Annotated in this window: 12 protein-coding genes; 3 read left to right on the top strand and 9 right to left on the bottom strand. The window is 72.7% G+C overall.

The genetic code is table 11. The annotated features are described in order from the left end of the window. Positions 1 to 9: 9 nt before the first annotated feature. The gene (gene pulA / locus OG737_RS07510; RefSeq protein ID WP_405921319.1) at positions 10 to 5,355 is read left to right on the top strand and encodes a pullulanase-type alpha-1,6-glucosidase; all 5,346 of its coding nucleotides are present in this window, start codon (positions 10 to 12) and stop codon (positions 5,353 to 5,355) included. On the opposite strand, the gene OG737_RS07505 is transcribed toward pulA, so the two are convergent. From OG737_RS07505 to OG737_RS07475, 7 genes are all read right to left on the bottom strand, one after another. Further along, positions 5,342 to 5,878: a GNAT family N-acetyltransferase gene (locus OG737_RS07505; RefSeq protein ID WP_328925349.1), complete on the bottom strand. Its 537-nt coding sequence runs from the start codon at positions 5,876 to 5,878 to the stop codon at positions 5,342 to 5,344. The two genes, pulA and OG737_RS07505, sit on opposite strands and share 14 nt — an antisense overlap. A 42-nt stretch (positions 5,879 to 5,920) precedes the next feature. Then, entirely contained in the window at positions 5,921 to 6,637 is a 717-nt protein-coding gene (locus tag OG737_RS07500) for a TetR/AcrR family transcriptional regulator (RefSeq protein ID WP_328925348.1), read from the bottom strand. Between the two features lie 22 nt (positions 6,638 to 6,659). After that, complete coding sequence (locus OG737_RS07495) at positions 6,660 to 7,703, bottom strand: PDR/VanB family oxidoreductase (protein ID WP_405921318.1); 1,044 nt, start codon at positions 7,701 to 7,703, stop codon at positions 6,660 to 6,662. Then, positions 7,700 to 8,596: a metal-dependent hydrolase gene (locus OG737_RS07490; RefSeq protein ID WP_405680023.1), complete on the bottom strand. Its 897-nt coding sequence runs from the start codon at positions 8,594 to 8,596 to the stop codon at positions 7,700 to 7,702. The genes OG737_RS07495 and OG737_RS07490 overlap by 4 nt, the downstream gene beginning before the upstream one ends. A gap of 53 nt (positions 8,597 to 8,649) precedes the next feature. Continuing rightward, on the bottom strand, positions 8,650 to 10,563 hold the full coding sequence (locus OG737_RS07485; RefSeq protein WP_405680024.1) for a hypothetical protein: 1,914 nt from the start codon (positions 10,561 to 10,563) through the stop codon (positions 8,650 to 8,652). A gap of 102 nt (positions 10,564 to 10,665) precedes the next feature. After that, a complete protein-coding gene (locus tag OG737_RS07480; protein WP_328925345.1) occupies positions 10,666 to 11,460 on the bottom strand; it encodes a tyrosine-protein phosphatase in 795 nt (264 codons plus the stop codon). Between the two features lie 35 nt (positions 11,461 to 11,495). Further along, positions 11,496 to 12,083, bottom strand: coding sequence for a rhomboid-like protein (locus OG737_RS07475; protein ID WP_328925344.1), 588 nt, complete (start codon positions 12,081 to 12,083; stop codon positions 11,496 to 11,498). Positions 12,084 to 12,148: 65 nt separating this feature from the next. On the opposite strand from OG737_RS07475, the gene OG737_RS07470 reads away from it, so the two are divergent. Then, positions 12,149 to 12,880: a hypothetical protein gene (locus OG737_RS07470; RefSeq protein ID WP_405680025.1), complete on the top strand. Its 732-nt coding sequence runs from the start codon at positions 12,149 to 12,151 to the stop codon at positions 12,878 to 12,880. A gap of 58 nt (positions 12,881 to 12,938) precedes the next feature. After that, positions 12,939 to 14,408: a PepSY-associated TM helix domain-containing protein gene (locus OG737_RS07465; protein WP_405680026.1), complete on the top strand. Its 1,470-nt coding sequence runs from the start codon at positions 12,939 to 12,941 to the stop codon at positions 14,406 to 14,408. A gap of 71 nt (positions 14,409 to 14,479) precedes the next feature. Here OG737_RS07465 and OG737_RS07460 read toward each other — a convergent pair whose 3' ends face one another. Both OG737_RS07460 and glnII read right to left on the bottom strand, forming a co-directional pair. Beyond that, a complete protein-coding gene (locus OG737_RS07460; protein WP_405680027.1) occupies positions 14,480 to 15,073 on the bottom strand; it encodes a winged helix-turn-helix domain-containing protein in 594 nt (197 codons plus the stop codon). A 448-nt stretch (positions 15,074 to 15,521) separates the two neighbouring features. Beyond that, positions 15,522 to 16,541: a glutamine synthetase gene (glnII, locus tag OG737_RS07455; protein ID WP_328925341.1), complete on the bottom strand. Its 1,020-nt coding sequence runs from the start codon at positions 16,539 to 16,541 to the stop codon at positions 15,522 to 15,524. Between the last annotated feature and the right edge of the window lie 152 nt (positions 16,542 to 16,693).

Below are 16,693 nucleotides of genomic sequence, written 5' to 3'. Positions count from 1 at the left end.
AGAACCGCCTTGATACGCCCTGCCGCAGGAGTGCTCGCCGCCGCCCTGGCCGTGACGCTCCTGCCCGCCCTCCCCGCCGCGGCCTCGGCCGCCGCTCAGGCGCCCGCGCCGCCCTCGGACGCGAAACTGGCCGCCGAACCGGCCCGGCACGACCTGACCCGGGAACAGTTCTACTTCGTGCTCCCGGACCGGTTCGCGAACGGCGACCCGGGCAACGACCGGGGCGGCCTGACCGGCTCCCGCCTGCAGACCGGCCTGGACCCGACGGACAAGGGCTTCTACCAGGGCGGTGACCTCAAGGGGCTGACCGACCGGCTCGACTACATCAAGGGGCTCGGCACCACGGCCATCTGGATGGCGCCGATCTTCAAGAACCAGCCGGTGCAGGGCAAGGGGAACGACGTCTCCGCCGGCTACCACGGCTACTGGATCACCGACTTCACCCAGGTCGACCCGCACTTCGGTACCAACGCGGACCTGGAGCGGCTGATCGACAAGGCGCACGGGAAGGGGATGAAGGTCTTCTTCGACGTCATCACCAACCACACCGCCGACGTCGTGGACTACCGGGAGGCGTCCTACTCGTACCTGTCGAAGGGGGCGTTCCCGTACCTGACGAAGGACGGCGTGCCCTTCGACGACAAGGACTACGCCGGAGGAAAGGGGAAGTTCCCGAAGGTGGACGCCAAGTCCTTCCCGAGGACCCCCTTCGTGCCGGACGCGAAGAAGAACGCCAAGGTCCCCGCCTGGCTCAACGACCCGACGATGTACCACAACCGGGGCGACTCCACCTTCGCCGGCGAATCCTCCGACCAGGGCGACTTCTTCGGCCTCGACGACCTGTGGACCGAGCGCCCCGAGGTCGTCAGCGGGATGGAGAAGATCTACGAGAAGTGGGTCGAGGACTTCCGTATCGACGGCTTCCGCATCGACACGGTCAAGCACGTCAACACCGAGTTCTGGACCCAGTGGGCGACCGCCCTCGACACGTACGCCGCCAAGCGCGGCCGCGACGACTTCTTCATGTTCGGCGAGGTCTACTCCGCCGACACCGCGGTCACCTCCCCGTACGTGACGCGCGGGCGCCTCGACGCCACCCTCGACTTCCCGCTCCAGGACGCGATCCGCGCGTACGCCTCACAGGGCGCGGGAGCCGGCCGGCTGGCCTCCGTCCTGGGCGACGACTACCGGTACACCTCCGGCAAGGCCAACGCCTACGAGCAGGTGACCTTCCTCGGCAACCACGACATGGGCCGCTTCGCCGGCTTCCTGAAGCAGGACCGGCCCGGCGCGCAGGAGCAGGAGCTGCTGGACCGCTACCGGCTCGCGAACGAGCTGATGTTCTTCTCCCGGGGCAATCCGGTGATCTACTCCGGCGACGAGCAGGGCTTCACCGGCGCGGGCGGCGACAAGGACGCCCGCCAGCCCCTCTTTGCCTCCCAGGTCGCCGACTACCTGGACGACGACCAGCTCGGAACGGCGCGCACCCACGCGAGCGACGCCTACGATCCGGGTCACCCGCTCTACCAGCAGATCAGTGCTCTCTCGAAGCTGACCAAGGCCCACCCGGCCCTGCGTGACGGCGTCCAGAGCGAGCGCCTCGCCGACGGCTCCGTCTACGCCTTCGCCCGCACGGACACGCGCAGCCGCACCGAGTACCTGGTCGCCGCCAACAACGCGGCCGAGTCCCGGACCGTCGAGATCGACGCCCCGGCGGGCGCCCAGTACCGCACCCTGTACGGCGGCACCGCGCTGATCCGGGCCTCCGCGGCCGGCAAACTCAACGTCGTCGTCCCGGCCTTCGGCTCGGTAGTGCTCCAGGGCACCGCACCGCTCGCGGTCCCCGCCGCCAAGCCCGCCCTGACCCTCAAGGCCCCGGCCCCGGGCGCCACCGGCACCGTCGAGCTCACCGCGGACGTCTCCGGCGGCGGCCTGAACCGGGTCGTCTTCGCCGCGCAGACCGGCACCGACAGGTGGCAGGTCCTCGGCTCCGCCGACCACGCCCCGTACAGGGTCACCCAGCACGTCACCGCCCCGGCCGGCACCGCCCTGCGCTACAAGGCCGTCGTCGTCGACTCCGCGGGCCGGACCGCGAGCTCCCTCGCCGGGTCCACCGCCGGGCAGGTCCCGCCCACCGAGGTCCCCACCGCCACCCAGCGCGACTACGCGGTCGTCCACTACAACCGCCCCGACGGCGACTACACGAACTGGCGCCTCTACGCCTGGGGCGACCTCGCCGAGGGCGAGGCCACTCCCTGGCCCGCCGGACACGACTTCACCGGCCGCGACGCCTACGGTGCCTTCGCCCACGTCAGGCTGAAGCCCGGCGCCTCCTCCGTCGGCTACCTCGTCATCGACAAGGACGGCACCAAGGACGTCGCCGCCGACCGCACCATCGACGTGACGAAGAACGGCGAGATCTGGCTGGAGCAGGGCAAGGAGCCCGCCCGCACCGACCGTCCCGCCTACCCGCCGCAGGACACGGCGAAGGCCGTCCTGCACTACCAGCGCCCCGACGGCGCCTACGACGGCTGGGGCCTGCACGTCTGGACCGGCGCCGCGAGCCCCACTGACTGGTCCAAGCCGCTGCTGCCCACCCGTACCGACTCCTACGGCGCGGTGTACGAGGTTCCGCTCGCCGCCGGTTCCACCTCCCTGAGCTACATCCTCCACAAGGGCGACGAGAAGGACCTCCCCACCGACCAGTCCCTGGACCTGAAGGCCACCGGCCACGAGGTGTGGATGCTGGGCGGCAAGGAGAAGTACCTCCTGCCGCAGCCCGCGGGTGCCGGCGCCGCCCTCGACCTCACCAAGGCCCAGGCCGTCTGGATCGACCGCGACACCCTGGCCTGGAACGCCCCCGCGGCCGCCGCCTCCGCGCAGCTCCTCGCCTCCCGCGAAGGCGCGGTCAAGGCCGAGAACGGCACCCTGACGGGCCGGGCCGAGTGGCTGCGGCTGACCCGGTCCGAGCTCACCGCCGCGCAGAAGCAGAAGTTCCCGCACCTGGCCGCGTACACCGCCTTCACCGTCGATCCCCGCGACCGGGACCGCGTCCGCGAAGCCCTGCGCGGCCAGCTCGTCGCGAGCGCCCGCGCCGCCAACGGCGCCGTCCTCGCCGCCACCGGCGTACAGCTCGCCGGAGTCCTGGACGACCTGTACGCGACGAACACCCCGCTCGGCCCCGTCTTCAAGGACGGCCGCCCCACCCTCTCGGTGTGGGCCCCGACCGCCCAGCAGGTCGCCCTCGAACTCGACGGCCGCACCGTCGCCATGCGCCGCGACGACGCGACCGGCGTCTGGTCGGTGCGCGGCGAACGCTCCTGGACCGGGAAGCCCTACCGCTTCGCCGTCACCGTCTGGGCGCCGAGCACCGGGCAGGTGGTCCGCAACCTCGTCACCGACCCGTACTCCACCGCCCTGACCACCGATTCCACCCACAGCCTGGCCGTCGACCTGGCCGACCCGAAGCTCGCCCCGCCCGGCTGGCGGCAGCTGCGCAAGCCCGCGCCGGTGCCCTTCACCTCCGCGCAGATCCAGGAGCTGCACATCCGCGACTTCTCCGTCGCCGACCGCACCAGCACGCACCCCGGCCAGTACCTGGCCTTCACGGACACCGGCTCGGCGGGCATGCGGCACCTGCGTGACCTCGCCGCCGCCGGAACCTCGTACGTCCACCTGCTGCCCGCCTTCGACATCGGCACGATCCCGGAGAAGCCCGGGGACCGCACCGAGCCCGCCTGCGACCTGAAGGTATACGCGCCGGACTCGCAGGAGCAGCAGGCCTGCGTGGCCGCCGCGGCCGCGAAGGACGCGTACAACTGGGGCTACGACCCGCTGCACTACACCGTCCCCGAGGGCAGCTACGCGAGCGACCCGAACGGCACGGCCCGTACGGTCGAGTTCCGCAGGATGGTCCAGTCGCTGAACGGGGCCGGGCTGCGCACGGTGATGGACGTCGTCTACAACCACACGGTGGCGTCCGGGCAGTCGGACAAGTCCGTGCTGGACCGCATCGTGCCCGGCTACTACCAGCGCCTGCTGGCCGACGGCAGCGTCGCCACCTCCACCTGCTGCTCCAACACCGCCCCCGAGAACGCGATGATGGGCCGCCTCGTCGTGGACTCAGTCGTCACCTGGGCGAAGGAGTACAAGGTCGACGGCTTCCGCTTCGACCTGATGGGCCACCACCCGAAGGCCAACATCCTGGCCGTCCGCAAGGCCCTCGACGAGCTGACCGTCGCCAAGGACGGGGTCGACGGCAAGAAGATCGTCCTCTACGGGGAGGGCTGGAACTTCGGCGAGGTCGCCGACGACGCCCGCTTCGTCCAGGCCACGCAGAAGAACATGGCCGGCACCGGCATCGCCACCTTCTCCGACCGGGCGCGCGACGCGGTCCGCGGCGGCGGCCCCTTCGACGAGGACCCGCGCGTCCAGGGCTTCGCCTCCGGCCTGTTCACGGCGCCGAACGGATCCCCGGCCAACGGCACCCCGGCCGAGCAGAAGGCCCGCCTCCTGCACGACCAGGACCTGATCAAGGTCGGCCTGTCCGGCAACCTCGCCTCGTACTCCTTCACCGACACCGCCGGCCGCCGGATCAAGGGCTCCGAGCTCGACTACAACGGCGCCCCGGCCGGCTACGCGGCCGCCCCCGGCGACGCCCTGGCCTACGCGGACGCCCATGACAACGAGACCCTCGCCGACGCCCTGACCTACAAACTGCCGCCGGCCACCTCCTCGCAGGACAAGGCCCGGATGCAGGTCCTGGCCCTGGCGACGGCCACGCTCTCCCAGGGACCGGCGCTCTCCCAGGCGGGTACGGACCTGCTCCGCTCCAAGTCCCTGGACCGCAACTCCTACGACAGCGGGGACTGGTTCAACGCCATCCAGTGGGACTGCCGCGGCGGCAACGGCTTCGGCCGCGGCCTGCCCCCGGCCGCCGACAACGCCTCGAAGTGGCTGTACGCGAAGCCCCTGCTGACCGGCCCGGCCCCCACCTGCGCGGACATCGACGGCACCTCGGCGGCCTACCGCGATCTGCTGAAGATCCGCACCACCGAGCCGGAGTTCGCCCTCACCACGGCGCAGGCGGTCCAGTCGCGGCTGGCCTTCCCCCTCTCGGGCAAGGACGAGACCCCGGGCGTGATCACCATGACCCTGGGCGACCTGGTGGTGGTCTTCAACGCCACCCCGACCGCCCAGCCCCAGCGCGTTCCCGTCCTCGCGGGCACCGCCTACACCCTGCACCAGGTCCAGGCGGCGGGCTCCGACGCCACGGTCAAGCGGTCCACGTACGACAAGACGACAGGAGAGTTCACCGTCCCCGCCCGCACCGTCTCGGTCTTCACACGACGCTGAGCCGGTCGAGCCGCTTCTCCAGCAGGATCACCCCGTAGACCCTGCCGTCCTTCCCCACCTTGTTGGGGAGCTCCCCGACCACCCGGTATCCCGCACCCTGGTAGTACGCGAGCAGCCGGGGGTTGGTGGAGACGCAGTCCAGCCGCGCCCGCTCCCGGCCGGTCCTGGCGATCCGCCGCTCGGCGTGTTCGAGCAGGCGCCGCCCGGCCCCGGCGGGCGCGGTCTGGCGCTCCACCATCAGCCGGTGCACGTACCCGGCGACCGGCGGCTGGACGCCCCAGGCATCCTCGTCGGACCACCACAGCTCGTACGCCCCGACCACCCGCCCGTCGCAGTCCCCGCCGAGCCACACTTCGCCGTCGCCCATCCGCGCACGGAAGTGGGCGGCGTCCTTGTCGCCGGGCTTCCACTGGTCTATCCCGTTGGCCCGCATCCACCGGGCGGCCTGGTCGTACATCGTCACCAGGGTGCCGGCGTCCTTCTCCACGGCCGGCCGGAACAAGATCCCGTCGTCAATGATCACGCGAGCATTATCGATGATCATGACCGGCCCCCGGAGGCGGGTTCACCGCGGGCCGGGCACCCCGCTCGGAACGAGCGCACCGAGCCGCCCGACCAGCTCCCCGAAGGGCCCGTCGGCGGGCTCGTGGGCCAGGATCTTCACGAGGATTCCCGCCATCTCCTGGTCGTACGCGGCGCTCACGGCGGCCAGCGCGGCGAAGTCGTGCACCAGCTGCAACTCCAGCTCGGACCGCGGGATCTTCCGCCCGTCCAGCCAGATCAGCGCGGTGGACTCGGCGAGCGACACCCAGGACCGCACGACGAGTTCCAGCCGGGCCGGCGGGTCGTCGACGCCGATGCCCAGGTGCGCGAGGATCTGCTCGTACGCCGCCTGCCGCACCTCGTCGATCATGGCGTTGGTCTGGCTGCTCCCCACTGCGGGACCGCCGCGCATCAACGCGGAGAAGCCCGGGCCGTGTTCGTCGACGAAGGAGAAGAACCGCCCCATCACCCGCAGCAGCCGGGCCCCGAGCGGCCCCTCCCGGGGCTCCACGAACCGCTGCGCCAGCTCGTCGGCGGCCCGCCGCAGCGCGGCCTCGTACAGGCTGAGCTTGCCCGGGAAGTAGTGGTAGACGAGCGGCCGCGATATCCCCGCGGCCGCCGCGATCTCGTCGATCGACACATCGTCGGGGGACCGGTTGCTGAACAGCTCCAGGGCAACCCCGATCAGCTGCTGCCGCCGCTCCTCGACACCCATCCTGCGCCGCACCCCGGTTGTCATGCGGACACCCTACTCGGACTGGTCAGAGGTCCAGGGTGAGGTGGGCGCCCTTCGCGCGGGAGACGCACAGGAGCATCGAGTCCTCGCGTTCCCGGTCCGTGAGGAGCTCGTCGCGGTGGTCCACCTCGCCCGACAGGACGCGGTGCTGGCAGGTGCCGCAGAAGCCCTGTTCGCACGAGTACGGGGTGTTGGGGAGGGCGCGGCGGACCGCCGCCAGGGTGGTTTCCGCCGCGCCGACCTCCAGGGCGCGGCCCGAGCGGTGGAGTTCGACCGTGAAGGCCTCGGCCGGGCCGGGGGCCGCCGGAGTGAAGCGTTCCAGGTGGACCGGGACACCGGACGGGACCGCGGCCGTGACGGCACGCATCAGGGGTTCCGGGCCGCAGCAGTAGACGAGCGTGCCCGGCCGGGCCGCCGAGAGCGGGGCGAGGTCGGGCAGGCCCGCCTCGTCCTGCGGGAGGACCGTGACCCGGTCGCCGTGGAGGGCGAGTTCGGGCAGGAAGGGCATCGACGCGCGCGAGCAGCCCCCGTACAGCAGGGTCCAGTCGGCGCCCGCCGCCGTGGCCGCCCGGAGCATCGGCAGGATCGGCGTGATGCCGATGCCGCCCGCGACGAACACGTACGAGGCCGCCGGGACCAGCTCGAAGCGGTTGCGCGGCGGCCGCAGTTCCAGCTCGGCGCCCTCGACCAGCTGCGCGTGCGCCTCGCGGGAGCCGCCCCGGCCGTCCTCGACCAGCCGGATCGCGATCCTGTACGTACCGCTGTCCGCCGGGTCGCCGCACAGGGAGTACTGGCGGACCAGACCGGAGGGCAGGGTGACGTCCACGTGCGCGCCCGGGGTCCACGCCGGGAGCTCGGACGACTGGAGGGTCAGCTCCAGTACGCCCTCCGCCGGCTCCGTACGGGAGACGATCAGAGCGCGCAGCGGGCGGCGCGGCGAGTAGCCCGAGACCGGGGTCTCCAGGGCGGGCAGCGGCCAGAGCGGGGACTTCGCGATGCGGCCGTGCAGGGCCCGCTTCGCCGCCCAGGCCGCTCCCGCGACCGCCGCGACCGTCAGGGCGCGCCTCATGCCTTCACCCCGCCGTTCGCGCCGGGGGACGAGGCGAGGTAGGCCACCGCCTGGGCCGTGCAGCCTTCCTGCGAGGGGTGGTACGTCCGGGACAGGTACTTCGGTATGGACTTCAGCATCGCGCCCGTGGACGGGAGCACGCCCTGCCGTCCGGCCCGGAAGAACTGCCCGAAGGAGGCCTTGCCGTCCACCAGGTGCGGGTCGTTCTCCATGAAGAAGCGGACACCGCGCTGCCAGAGGAAGACCAGTGCCGAGAAGCCCGTCGCCCAGGTCCGGGCGCGGCGCCGGTAGTTGCCGTCCACGTGCATGAAGAGGTCGAAGGCCACCGAGCGGTGCTCGACCTCCTCCGCGCCGTGCCAGCGCAGCAGGTCCAGCATGGTGGGGTCGGCGCCCCGCCGGTCCAGCTCGTCGGCGTTCAGCACCCAGTCGCCCAGGAACGCCGTGTAGTGCTCTATCGCCGCGATCATCGCGACGCGCTCCATCAGCCACCAGTGCCGGGCCCGGCCCGGCGGCAGGGTCCGGTCGCCCAGCAGCTTCTCGAAGAGCCAGTCCACCTGCGCCGTGTACGGGGTCGGGTCGAGCCCGAGCCGCTTCAGGTGGGGGAGTACGTCGTCGTGCGCGGCGGCGTGCATGGCCTCCTGGCCGATGAAGCCGACGACGTCCGCGCGCAGCCGCTCGTCCTCGATGTACGGGAGCACCTGCTTGTAGACGTGCACGAACCACCGCTCACCCGCGGGGAGCAGCAGGTGCAGCACATTGATCATGTGCCCGGCGAACGGGTCGTGGGGCAGCCAGTGGAGCGGGGTGTCCTCCCAGCCGAAGGACACGTTCCGGGGGCTCAGGTCCATGTGTTCCGACGCCACGGGGGCGGGCGCGAGCGGCCTATTAGACATGGCGTCAATGTACTGATGGGTACAGGCGAGGAAAACCCCTCTGCCGCCACTTCCTAACGCAGGACCCCCGCCTTCGTCCCGTCCGTCAGCTTGCCCGTCAGGTCGACCTGTGCCCCCGCCGGCGCCTTGACCGCGAGCCGGTTCCCGTTCGCGGCCCCGCTCACCCCGCCGCCCGACACCGACAGCGAGGCGAACTGCGCGCTGCCCGCCGCGAGTACGTACCACTGGCCCGCGCGGGACTTCCACAGCACGCCCGCCAGCACCCGCGGCTCCCGCGGACCGCAGGCCGGCGACCCCTCCGACCTGGCCGCCTGCGCGGCGAGCGGGGCGCCCGGCGCCAGGAACTGCGCCTGCACCCGGTCCTCGGCGCCCTGCCAGGTCTCGGCCCGTGTGCACAGCCAGGCCGCCGTCCCGTCGCCCTCGGGCAGCGGCTGCTTGGCGTACGTCCAGGCGTTGACCGTACGGACCCCGTGCGAGCGCACCGAGGGCAGCAGGCAGGCGATCCTGGACCAGTCCCCGAGCTCCGCGGCCTCCGTCACGTCGCGCTCGGCACCCGGCGCGCCCGAGGTGAGCCGGGCCGGGGTCAGCTCGCCGAGGTCGGTGATCAGCCGGGTGGCGCCGTCCCCCGTCAGGGCGAGGGCGTTCCAGCTGGTGCAGCTACCCGCCGGGGCCGGGCCCGGCACCGGCGGAGTGACCCCGTCCGGGGCCGGCTTCAGCGGCGCGGGGGCCTCGCCCGGCTTGAGCAGGTCCCGCAGGGCGGCGCCGGTGACCCAGGGCGCCGTCAGATAGCGGACGTTGCCGTCGACCCGGCTGAGCACGAGGGCGGTCGCGGTGTCCGCCGAGGCCCCGTCGGTCCGGGCGAAGTCGAGGGCCGCGCCGGTGGTTCCGGCGCGCGGTTCGGCGTACCGGACCACGCGCAGACCGTCGTAGAGCAGCACCACGACCGCCTGGTCGACGGCGCCCGCGAACAGCAGTTGCGCCGGTCCCATGGGCGGCCCGGCGGGGGTGCCCGGGGTGGCCGAGACGACCACGGAGGAGCCGGGCCGGGACCAGACGGTCAGGGCCCGCCGCAGCAGTTCGGTGTCGTCGGCGCGGTCGCCGCGGGCGGGCCAGGCGGAGAAGTCCGTACGGGAGGAGGTACGCCAGAGCGTGGGCGCGGCCCGGACCAGCTTCCCCGGATCCAGGGCCTGTTCGGCCACGGCGTTACGGGCGTACAGCGGGGCGGCGGCCCCGTCCGAGCCCCAGCCCCCGCCGGGCAGCGCGAGCAGCGCCCCGCACACGGCGAGGGCGGCCCCGGCGGCGAGGGCGGCCCGCGCGAGCCGGCGCCGGCGCAGCAGGTCGGTGGGCCGGGCCTGGAGCACGCACGGGTCGAACTCGGGGGAGGCGAACAGGGAGTCGTTCGCCGGATCCCCCGATTCCAGAACCGCGGCGGCCGGGTCGGCGACCCCGGCCTCGTCGAGCACCCGGAGCACTTCCGGCTCGGACAGCCGCTCCAGGGCCCGCAGCACGCAGGCGGCGCGGCCGGGCCCGCCGAGGGTGGCCAGCCACTGGTCGAGCGCGAGCTCCTCGGCCCCGCCGGACCGGGGGAACAGCCGCAGCCCCCACACCTGCGGCAGCGCGGGCGGGAGCTGCGTGCGCCGGGGCAGGGCGCGGAACGTCAGCGGAACCCCGGCTTCCAGGGCGGCCCGCAGCACGCGCAGCCTGACGTACGCGTACCCGGCGTCACCCTCGCCGCCGCGCTGGCCCGGCACCCCGCCCCGTACGCCCGTGGCCGCGTCCCGCCGCCCGCGCGGCAGCGCCCGCTGGACCAGCGAATGGGCGGTGAGCACCCGCCGGTTGCGGCCGAGGGCGGGCGGCAGCACCAGATAGGCGAGCCGCACGAGCCGCGGGTAGTGCTCGACGATGGCGGCCTCGGCCTGCTCGACATCGGGAGACAGGGGGCGGGTGGCGGTATCCGGCGCAGTCACATTCAGCAGAACGAGGGAATCGTCGGATGGTCACCCGTCTGCGGCACACTCGCACCCGGCCACCGCGGGGAGCCGCCCGGGGCCGGAGGCGAGAGCTGCGGCTCAGACCACCAGCCGGGCGCGCAGCGATTCGACCGTCTCGTCGGAGACGCCGAGTCCTTCGCGCACGTACTTCTCCATGGAGCCGTAGCGCGTCTCGACCTCGTCCAGAGCCGCCCGCAGGTAGGCGGGGAAGACGCCGATCAGCGCGAGTGCGATGTCCGGGTCGCCGCCGGCGGCCGTGAAGCCCTCGATCATCGGTGCGAAGGCCTGCTTGACCGCCGGGTTCACCGACAGGTATTCGGCCATCAGGGTCTCGTCGTCGGCGCCGAGCAGCGACAGGATGACCGTCGCGCCCCAGCCGGTGCGGTCCTTGCCGGCCGTGCAGTGGAAGAGCAGCGGGCCCGCCTCGGGGTCGGCGGCCTCGGTGAGCAGCATCCGGTACGCGGCGTGCGCGGAGGCGGAGCGCACGAAGGACCGGTAGACGTCGCCGAACAGGGCCTGCGCCTTGCCGTCGCCCAAGTGCTCCTCGGCGACGGCGGGGTCGGACAGCAGGTCCTTGAGCTGGGCCGCGGCGGGCACCCGGCCCGAGTGCATCTTGTCCGCCAGGACGTCGCCGATCAGGAGCCGGGCGCCGGCCGGCACCCGGTCGGGGTGGGCGGCGCGCTCGGCATCGGTGCGGAAGTCGATGACGGTACGCAGGCCCAGCGCGGCCACCACCGGGTCGGCGTCGAGGTCGAGCCGGTCGAGCTGGCCGGAGCGCAGGGCCAGGCCGGTGCGGACGGTGCGGCCGCCGGAGAGCGGGGTGCCGCCGAGGTCGCGGAGATTGGCGACGGTGGTGGCGGGGGTGGCGGTCATCGTGGATGCTCCAGCGACTCGTACGGTGCGGTGATTCATATAATTTTGTGATGTTTCGGGCTGGAAAGACAATCGACGGCCAGTGAGACCCCGATCCCGATTCCGAGCGCCGCCAGGTGTCCGGCGTCCGTGAAGGTCCGGCCGCGTTTGAGCACGGGCACGGCGGCGAGCGCCAGCAGCCCCGCCCGCGCGGCCGTGCGGACCGCCCCGCGCGGCAGGGCCGAGGTCAGCGCGCCGAGTACCGCGTTGAACCCGTAGCTGGTCCCCACGTCCACGGCGCGCCGGGTCGGCCGGTCGGTCGTCCCGCGCAGGGCGCCGTACACGAGGAGGGTCGCGGCGGCGTGCCCGAACAGGAACACCGCGGCCGTCCACCAGGCGCCGTACGCGTACTCGGCGTATCCGAGGACCGCGACCAGCAGCAGCGCGTACGGCAGCGGCATGGGCTCCTCGACGACCAGCGCGCTGGTCAGCAGGGTCTCCCAGCGCCCGGCGGCGAGATTGTCGACGTTCGTCGAGCAGTCCAGGAGCAGCCGCTCCCGCTCGGTGGGCCCCATCCGCTCCAGGGCGTACGCCCCGAGCTGGACCCCGCCGGCGTACACCGCTCCGAGTGGAATCGCATTCACCCGTCCATGATCGGATACGGCCCTCCGACGCGGACCACCGGGCTCCGTGGGATCATGATCCGGCCATGTCCCGAAACCCTGCGCCGGTGCGCGCCGCGCGGGCCGCGATGTTCGCGGCGGTGTGCACCGCATTGGGTGCGGTGGGGCATTCGTCCATGTCCAGCAGTGGAATTCCCCTTACGGGCCTTCTGGGTGCGTTCGGGGTGACGGGCGGACTGGCCTGGCTCGCCGCCGGCCGGCGCCGGGGGCCGGTGGGGATCGCCGCGGCGGTGCTCACCGTGCAGGCGGCGCTGCACCTCGTCTTCTCCGGGAGCCAGGCGGCGCCCGCGTCCGGGGCGATGACCGGCGACGGCCCGGTGCACGGCATGGACATGGGCGCGACGGACATGGGCTCGATGGACATGAGCACGATGGACATGGGCGCGATGGCCGCCGGGACATCGGGCGGCATGGCGGACATGGCCGTGCACGGCGGGGCAGGGATGATCGCCGCGCACGCGCTCGCCGGACTGTTCTGCGCCGCCTGGCTGGCCCGGGGCGAGGCCGCCGTCTTCCGGCTTGCCCGGATCCTGGGAGCCGCCGCGCTGCACGCGGCCCGGCCGCTCTCCCGCGCGCTCGCCCTGCTCCGGGCGCGGGTGACGGCCCCGGCCGATCCGCCCGCCTTCCGCCCTCGCCGTCCGTACGAACGCCCCCGCCGCCTGCGCGGGGCCGTGCACGCCCACGCCGTGGTGCGCCGCGGGCCGCCCGCGGGCCGGACCGCCCGCACCACGGCCCCCGGCCGTCCTGCCTGCGCCTGAGTGGCGCACGGCGAGACCTGGGGCCGCTTCCCCTGTCTCGCCGACACTTAGGACCCTCATGCCCCTTGACGAGGTCAAGGACGTCCGGACCCCGGACGCCGACACCACCGGACCCACCGAACCCGCCGGCATAGCCAAGCGCCGCGGCGGTGGCTGGGCCGCCCTGCGGCCGCTGCTCCTGCGCATGCACTTCTACGCGGGCCTGCTCATCGCCCCCCTGCTGTTCCTCGCCGCCGCCACCGGGCTGCTGTACGCCGGCTCCTGGCAGGCCGAGAAGATCATCTACTCCGACGAGCTGACGGTCGCCCAGGTCGGCGAGAGCCCGCTGCCGCTCAGCGCCCAGGTGGCGGCGGCCAAGGGTGCCGCGCCCCAGGGCGACATCGTCTCCGTGTGGCCCGCGCCCGAGGCCGACGCCACCACCCGCGTGATCATGGAGAGCAAGGGGCTCGCGGAGGGCGAGACCCTCACCGTGTTCGTCGACCCGTATACGGCCGAGGTGCGCGGGCAGCTCACCACCTCCGGCGACGCGCTGCCGCTGCGGGCCTGGCTGAGCGAGTTCCACTCCAGCCTCCAGCTCGGCGACTTCGGCCGGAACTACAGCGAACTCGCCGCGAGCTGGCTGTGGGTGGTCGCCCTCGGCGGCCTCGCCCTGTGGATCGGCCGCCGCCGCAAGCGCACGGCGGAGCTCGTCCTCCCCGCCCGCGGGGCCGAAGGCCGCCGCCGGACCCTGTCCTGGCACGGCGTGGTCGGCCTCTGGTCCGTCGCCGGGCTCGTCGTGCTCTCCGCCACCGGCCTGACCTGGTCGAAGTACGCCGGTGAGAACATCGGGCAGCTCCAGGACAGCCTCGGCGGGGCCACCCCCACCGTCTCCGCGAAGCTGAAGCCGGGCCCGGAGTCCGCCGGGGGCGACGAGCACGCGGGGCACACCATGGGCCCCGGCGAGGAGATGCCGCCGCCCGCCCCGACCGCCGACATCGGCATCGACCGCGCCGTCGAGGCCGCCCGGGCCGCCGGCGTCACCGAGTACCTCCAGGTGACGCTCCCGGCCAAGGGCAAGGGTTACGTGGTCAAGGAGAAGGACAAGCAGGTGCCGGTGCACCTGGACAGCGTCGCGATCGACCCCGCCGACGGCCGGGTCATGGACGAACTGCCCTTCGCCGACTACCCGCTGCTCGCCAAGATGACCCGCTTCGGCATCGACCTGCACATGGGCCTGACCTTCGGGCTCGTCAACCAGCTGGCCCTGGCCGCGCTCGCCGTCGCGCTGATGCTCCTCGTCTTCTGGGGCTACCGGATGTGGTGGCTGCGGCGGCCGACGAAGGACCGCAAGCTCTCCGTGGGCCGTGCCCAGCCGCGCGGCGCCTGGCGCAAGCTGCCCGTGTCGGTGCTGCTGCCGCTGGCCGCGGTGACGGCGGTGGTCGGCTGGTTCGTCCCGATGCTCGGGATCAGCCTCGTGGCGTTCCTCGCGGTCGACGTGCTGCTGGGCTTGGTGGCCCGGCGCCGTGTGAAGGCCGCGACCCCGGCCTAGGAAGACCCATCAAGCCGACGGGCCCGCACTCCCTCGGGAGTGCGGGCCCGTCGTGTACGGTCGGCGGCCCGTCAGGGCGCGTACTTGTAGCCCACCCGGCGCACCGTCTGGATCGCGCCGCGGTGGGCCGCGCCCAGCTTGCGGCGCAGACGGGCGATGTGGACGTCCACGGTCCGGCCGTCGCCGACGTGGCCGTAGCCCCAGACCGTGGTGACCAGCTGGTCCCGGCTGTGCACCCGGTGCGGGTGCTTCACCAGGTGGGCCAGCAGCTCGAACTCCAGGTAGGTCAGATCGAGTACGTGTCCGTCGACCTCGGCGGTGCGCTGCGCCGCGTCGATGCGGACCAGGGCGTCGCCCGTGGCGGCCGCGGGCTCGGGGGCGTACGCCGCCGCCGGGGCGGCGACGGCATGGGGGGCGAAGGCGACGGGCGACTGCTGGTCGGCCGGCACCAGGAGCAGGTAGCCGACCATCGGCGGCTGTCCGGGCACCGTCGGGAGCGTGTGCTGGGGGGCGGGCAGCCAGGTGGCGCCGGGCGGGAGCAGGTCCACCACTCGGGACACCTCGTCCCGGTCCACGGAGCGCAGGCGGTGGCGTGGACTGGGCGGATAGGTCAGGGAAGCGGTCGCGGCGGAGGCGGCGGAAGTGATGGATCGGGTGTTCGCCATGAGTGGTCAGCTCTTTCACGCGGAGTGGTCGGCAGGGAGACGTACCTACGTCATCGATGTCGCACCGCGCAGACCGAAGGCCTGGGGAAGGTCAGATGGGAGATCCCGGAGGCTTTAGAGGGCCGGCGCGTTCTTCGCGCGGCAACACACCCGGTCGAAATCATGGTCCTGACGGGACGGCCAGAACGGCTCGAGGTCGCTGCGACCTGACGAGGTGTGCGAATGGCTGGCCATGGGCCCATTCAAGCAGACGGACGCGTCCCGGGGCAGGCTCTGTCTCAGGTTGTGGATCCACATCTCATATTCCGGCACGGCACCCCTGGCAAGCCAGGACAAAACGGCAACTGCCCGCCGTGGCGCGCGCCAACGGGCAACGCCCGCCGGGCCTGGGCGGCGCGGCGGGCGTTGTCGGGCTGTTCGGGTGGAGCGAGCGGGGCGCTGCCGGTCCTCAGACCAGGCCGTCCTTCTCCAGGCCGGCGCAGCAGGTGTCCGTGATGAGGCGGGTCACCACGTACGGGTCCACGTTCGCGTTCGGGCGGCGGTCCTCGATGTAGCCCTTGCCGTCCTTCTCCACCTGCCACGGGATGCGCACCGAGGCGCCGCGGTCCGAGACGCCGTAGCTGAACTCGTTCCACGGGGCGGTCTCGTGCAGGCCCGTCAGACGCTCGTCGATGCCGGCGCCGTAGTTCTTCACGTGGTCCAGCGGCTTGCTGCCCTCGCCCAGCGCCTCGCACGCGGAGATGATCGCGCGGTAGTCCTCGCGCATCGCCTTCGTGGAGAAGTTGGTGTGCGCGCCCGCGCCGTTCCAGTCGCCCTTCACCGGCTTCGGGTTCAGCGTCGCGGAGACGTTGAAGTCCTCGGCGGTGCGGTAGAGCAGCCAGCGCGCGATCCACAGCTGGTCGGAGACCTCCAGCGGGCCGACGGGGCCGACCTGGAACTCCCACTGGCCGGGCATGACCTCGGCGTTGATGCCGGAGATGCTCAGGCCCGCCGCGAGGCAGTGGTCCAGGTGCTTCTCGACGATGTCACGGCCGAAGATCTCGTCCGAGCCGACGCCGCAGTAGTAGCCGCCCTGCGCGGCCGGGAAGCCGCCCACCGGGAAGCCGAGCGGGCGGATGCCGTCGAAGAAGGTGTACTCCTGCTCGATGCCGAAGATCGGCTCCTGGCCCGCGAACTTCTCGGCGACCGGGCGCAGCAGGGCGCGGGTGTTCGACTCGTGCGGGGTCATGTCGATGTTCAGGACCTCGCACAGGACGAGGAGGTTGTCCCCGCCGCGGATCGGGTCCGGGCAGGAGAAGACCGGCTGCAGGACGCGGTCGGAGGCGTGGCCCTCGGCCTGGTTCGTGCTCGATCCGTCGAAGCCCCAGATCGGCAGCGCGTCGCCGTCGGCCAGGACCTTCGTCTTGGAGCGAAGCTTCGCCGTCGGCTCGGTGCCGTCGATCCAGATGTACTCAGCCTTGTAGCTCACGGGCCCCATCCTCAGACTCTGCGGGTGCTGCTGGTCGCTGCTTCATCGCTGCGGTGATGACCGCAGCGTGCCCGCCCGCGATTTCCCTTCCGTTGCCCGTGTGTGAACCCCGTGTTACCGACGTTTGCACCGCAGGTCGGGTGGGTTGTGCG

The sequence above is a fragment of the Streptomyces sp. NBC_00122 genome (genome assembly GCF_045160845.1).
Taxonomy (GTDB): Bacteria; Actinomycetota; Actinomycetes; order Streptomycetales; family Streptomycetaceae; genus Streptomyces.
This window is presented reverse-complemented; position numbering and strand designations above follow the sequence as displayed.

What these genes read in the sequence shown, in the direction of transcription:
- OG737_RS07460 (WP_405680027.1), bottom strand. Translation starts at nt 15,073, where the DNA reads ATGGCGAACACCCGATCCATCACTTCCGCCGCCTCCGCCGCGACCGCT.
- OG737_RS07490 (WP_405680023.1), bottom strand. Translation starts at nt 8,596, where the DNA reads ATGTCTAATAGGCCGCTCGCGCCCGCCCCCGTGGCGTCGGAACACATG.
- OG737_RS07500 (WP_328925348.1), bottom strand. Translation starts at nt 6,637, where the DNA reads ATGACAACCGGGGTGCGGCGCAGGATGGGTGTCGAGGAGCGGCGGCAG.
- OG737_RS07480 (WP_328925345.1), bottom strand. Translation starts at nt 11,460, where the DNA reads ATGACCGCCACCCCCGCCACCACCGTCGCCAATCTCCGCGACCTCGGC.
- OG737_RS07470 (WP_405680025.1), top strand. Translation starts at nt 12,149, where the DNA reads ATGTCCCGAAACCCTGCGCCGGTGCGCGCCGCGCGGGCCGCGATGTTC.
- OG737_RS07465 (WP_405680026.1), top strand. Translation starts at nt 12,939, where the DNA reads ATGCCCCTTGACGAGGTCAAGGACGTCCGGACCCCGGACGCCGACACC.
- OG737_RS07495 (WP_405921318.1), bottom strand. Translation starts at nt 7,703, where the DNA reads ATGAGGCGCGCCCTGACGGTCGCGGCGGTCGCGGGAGCGGCCTGGGCG.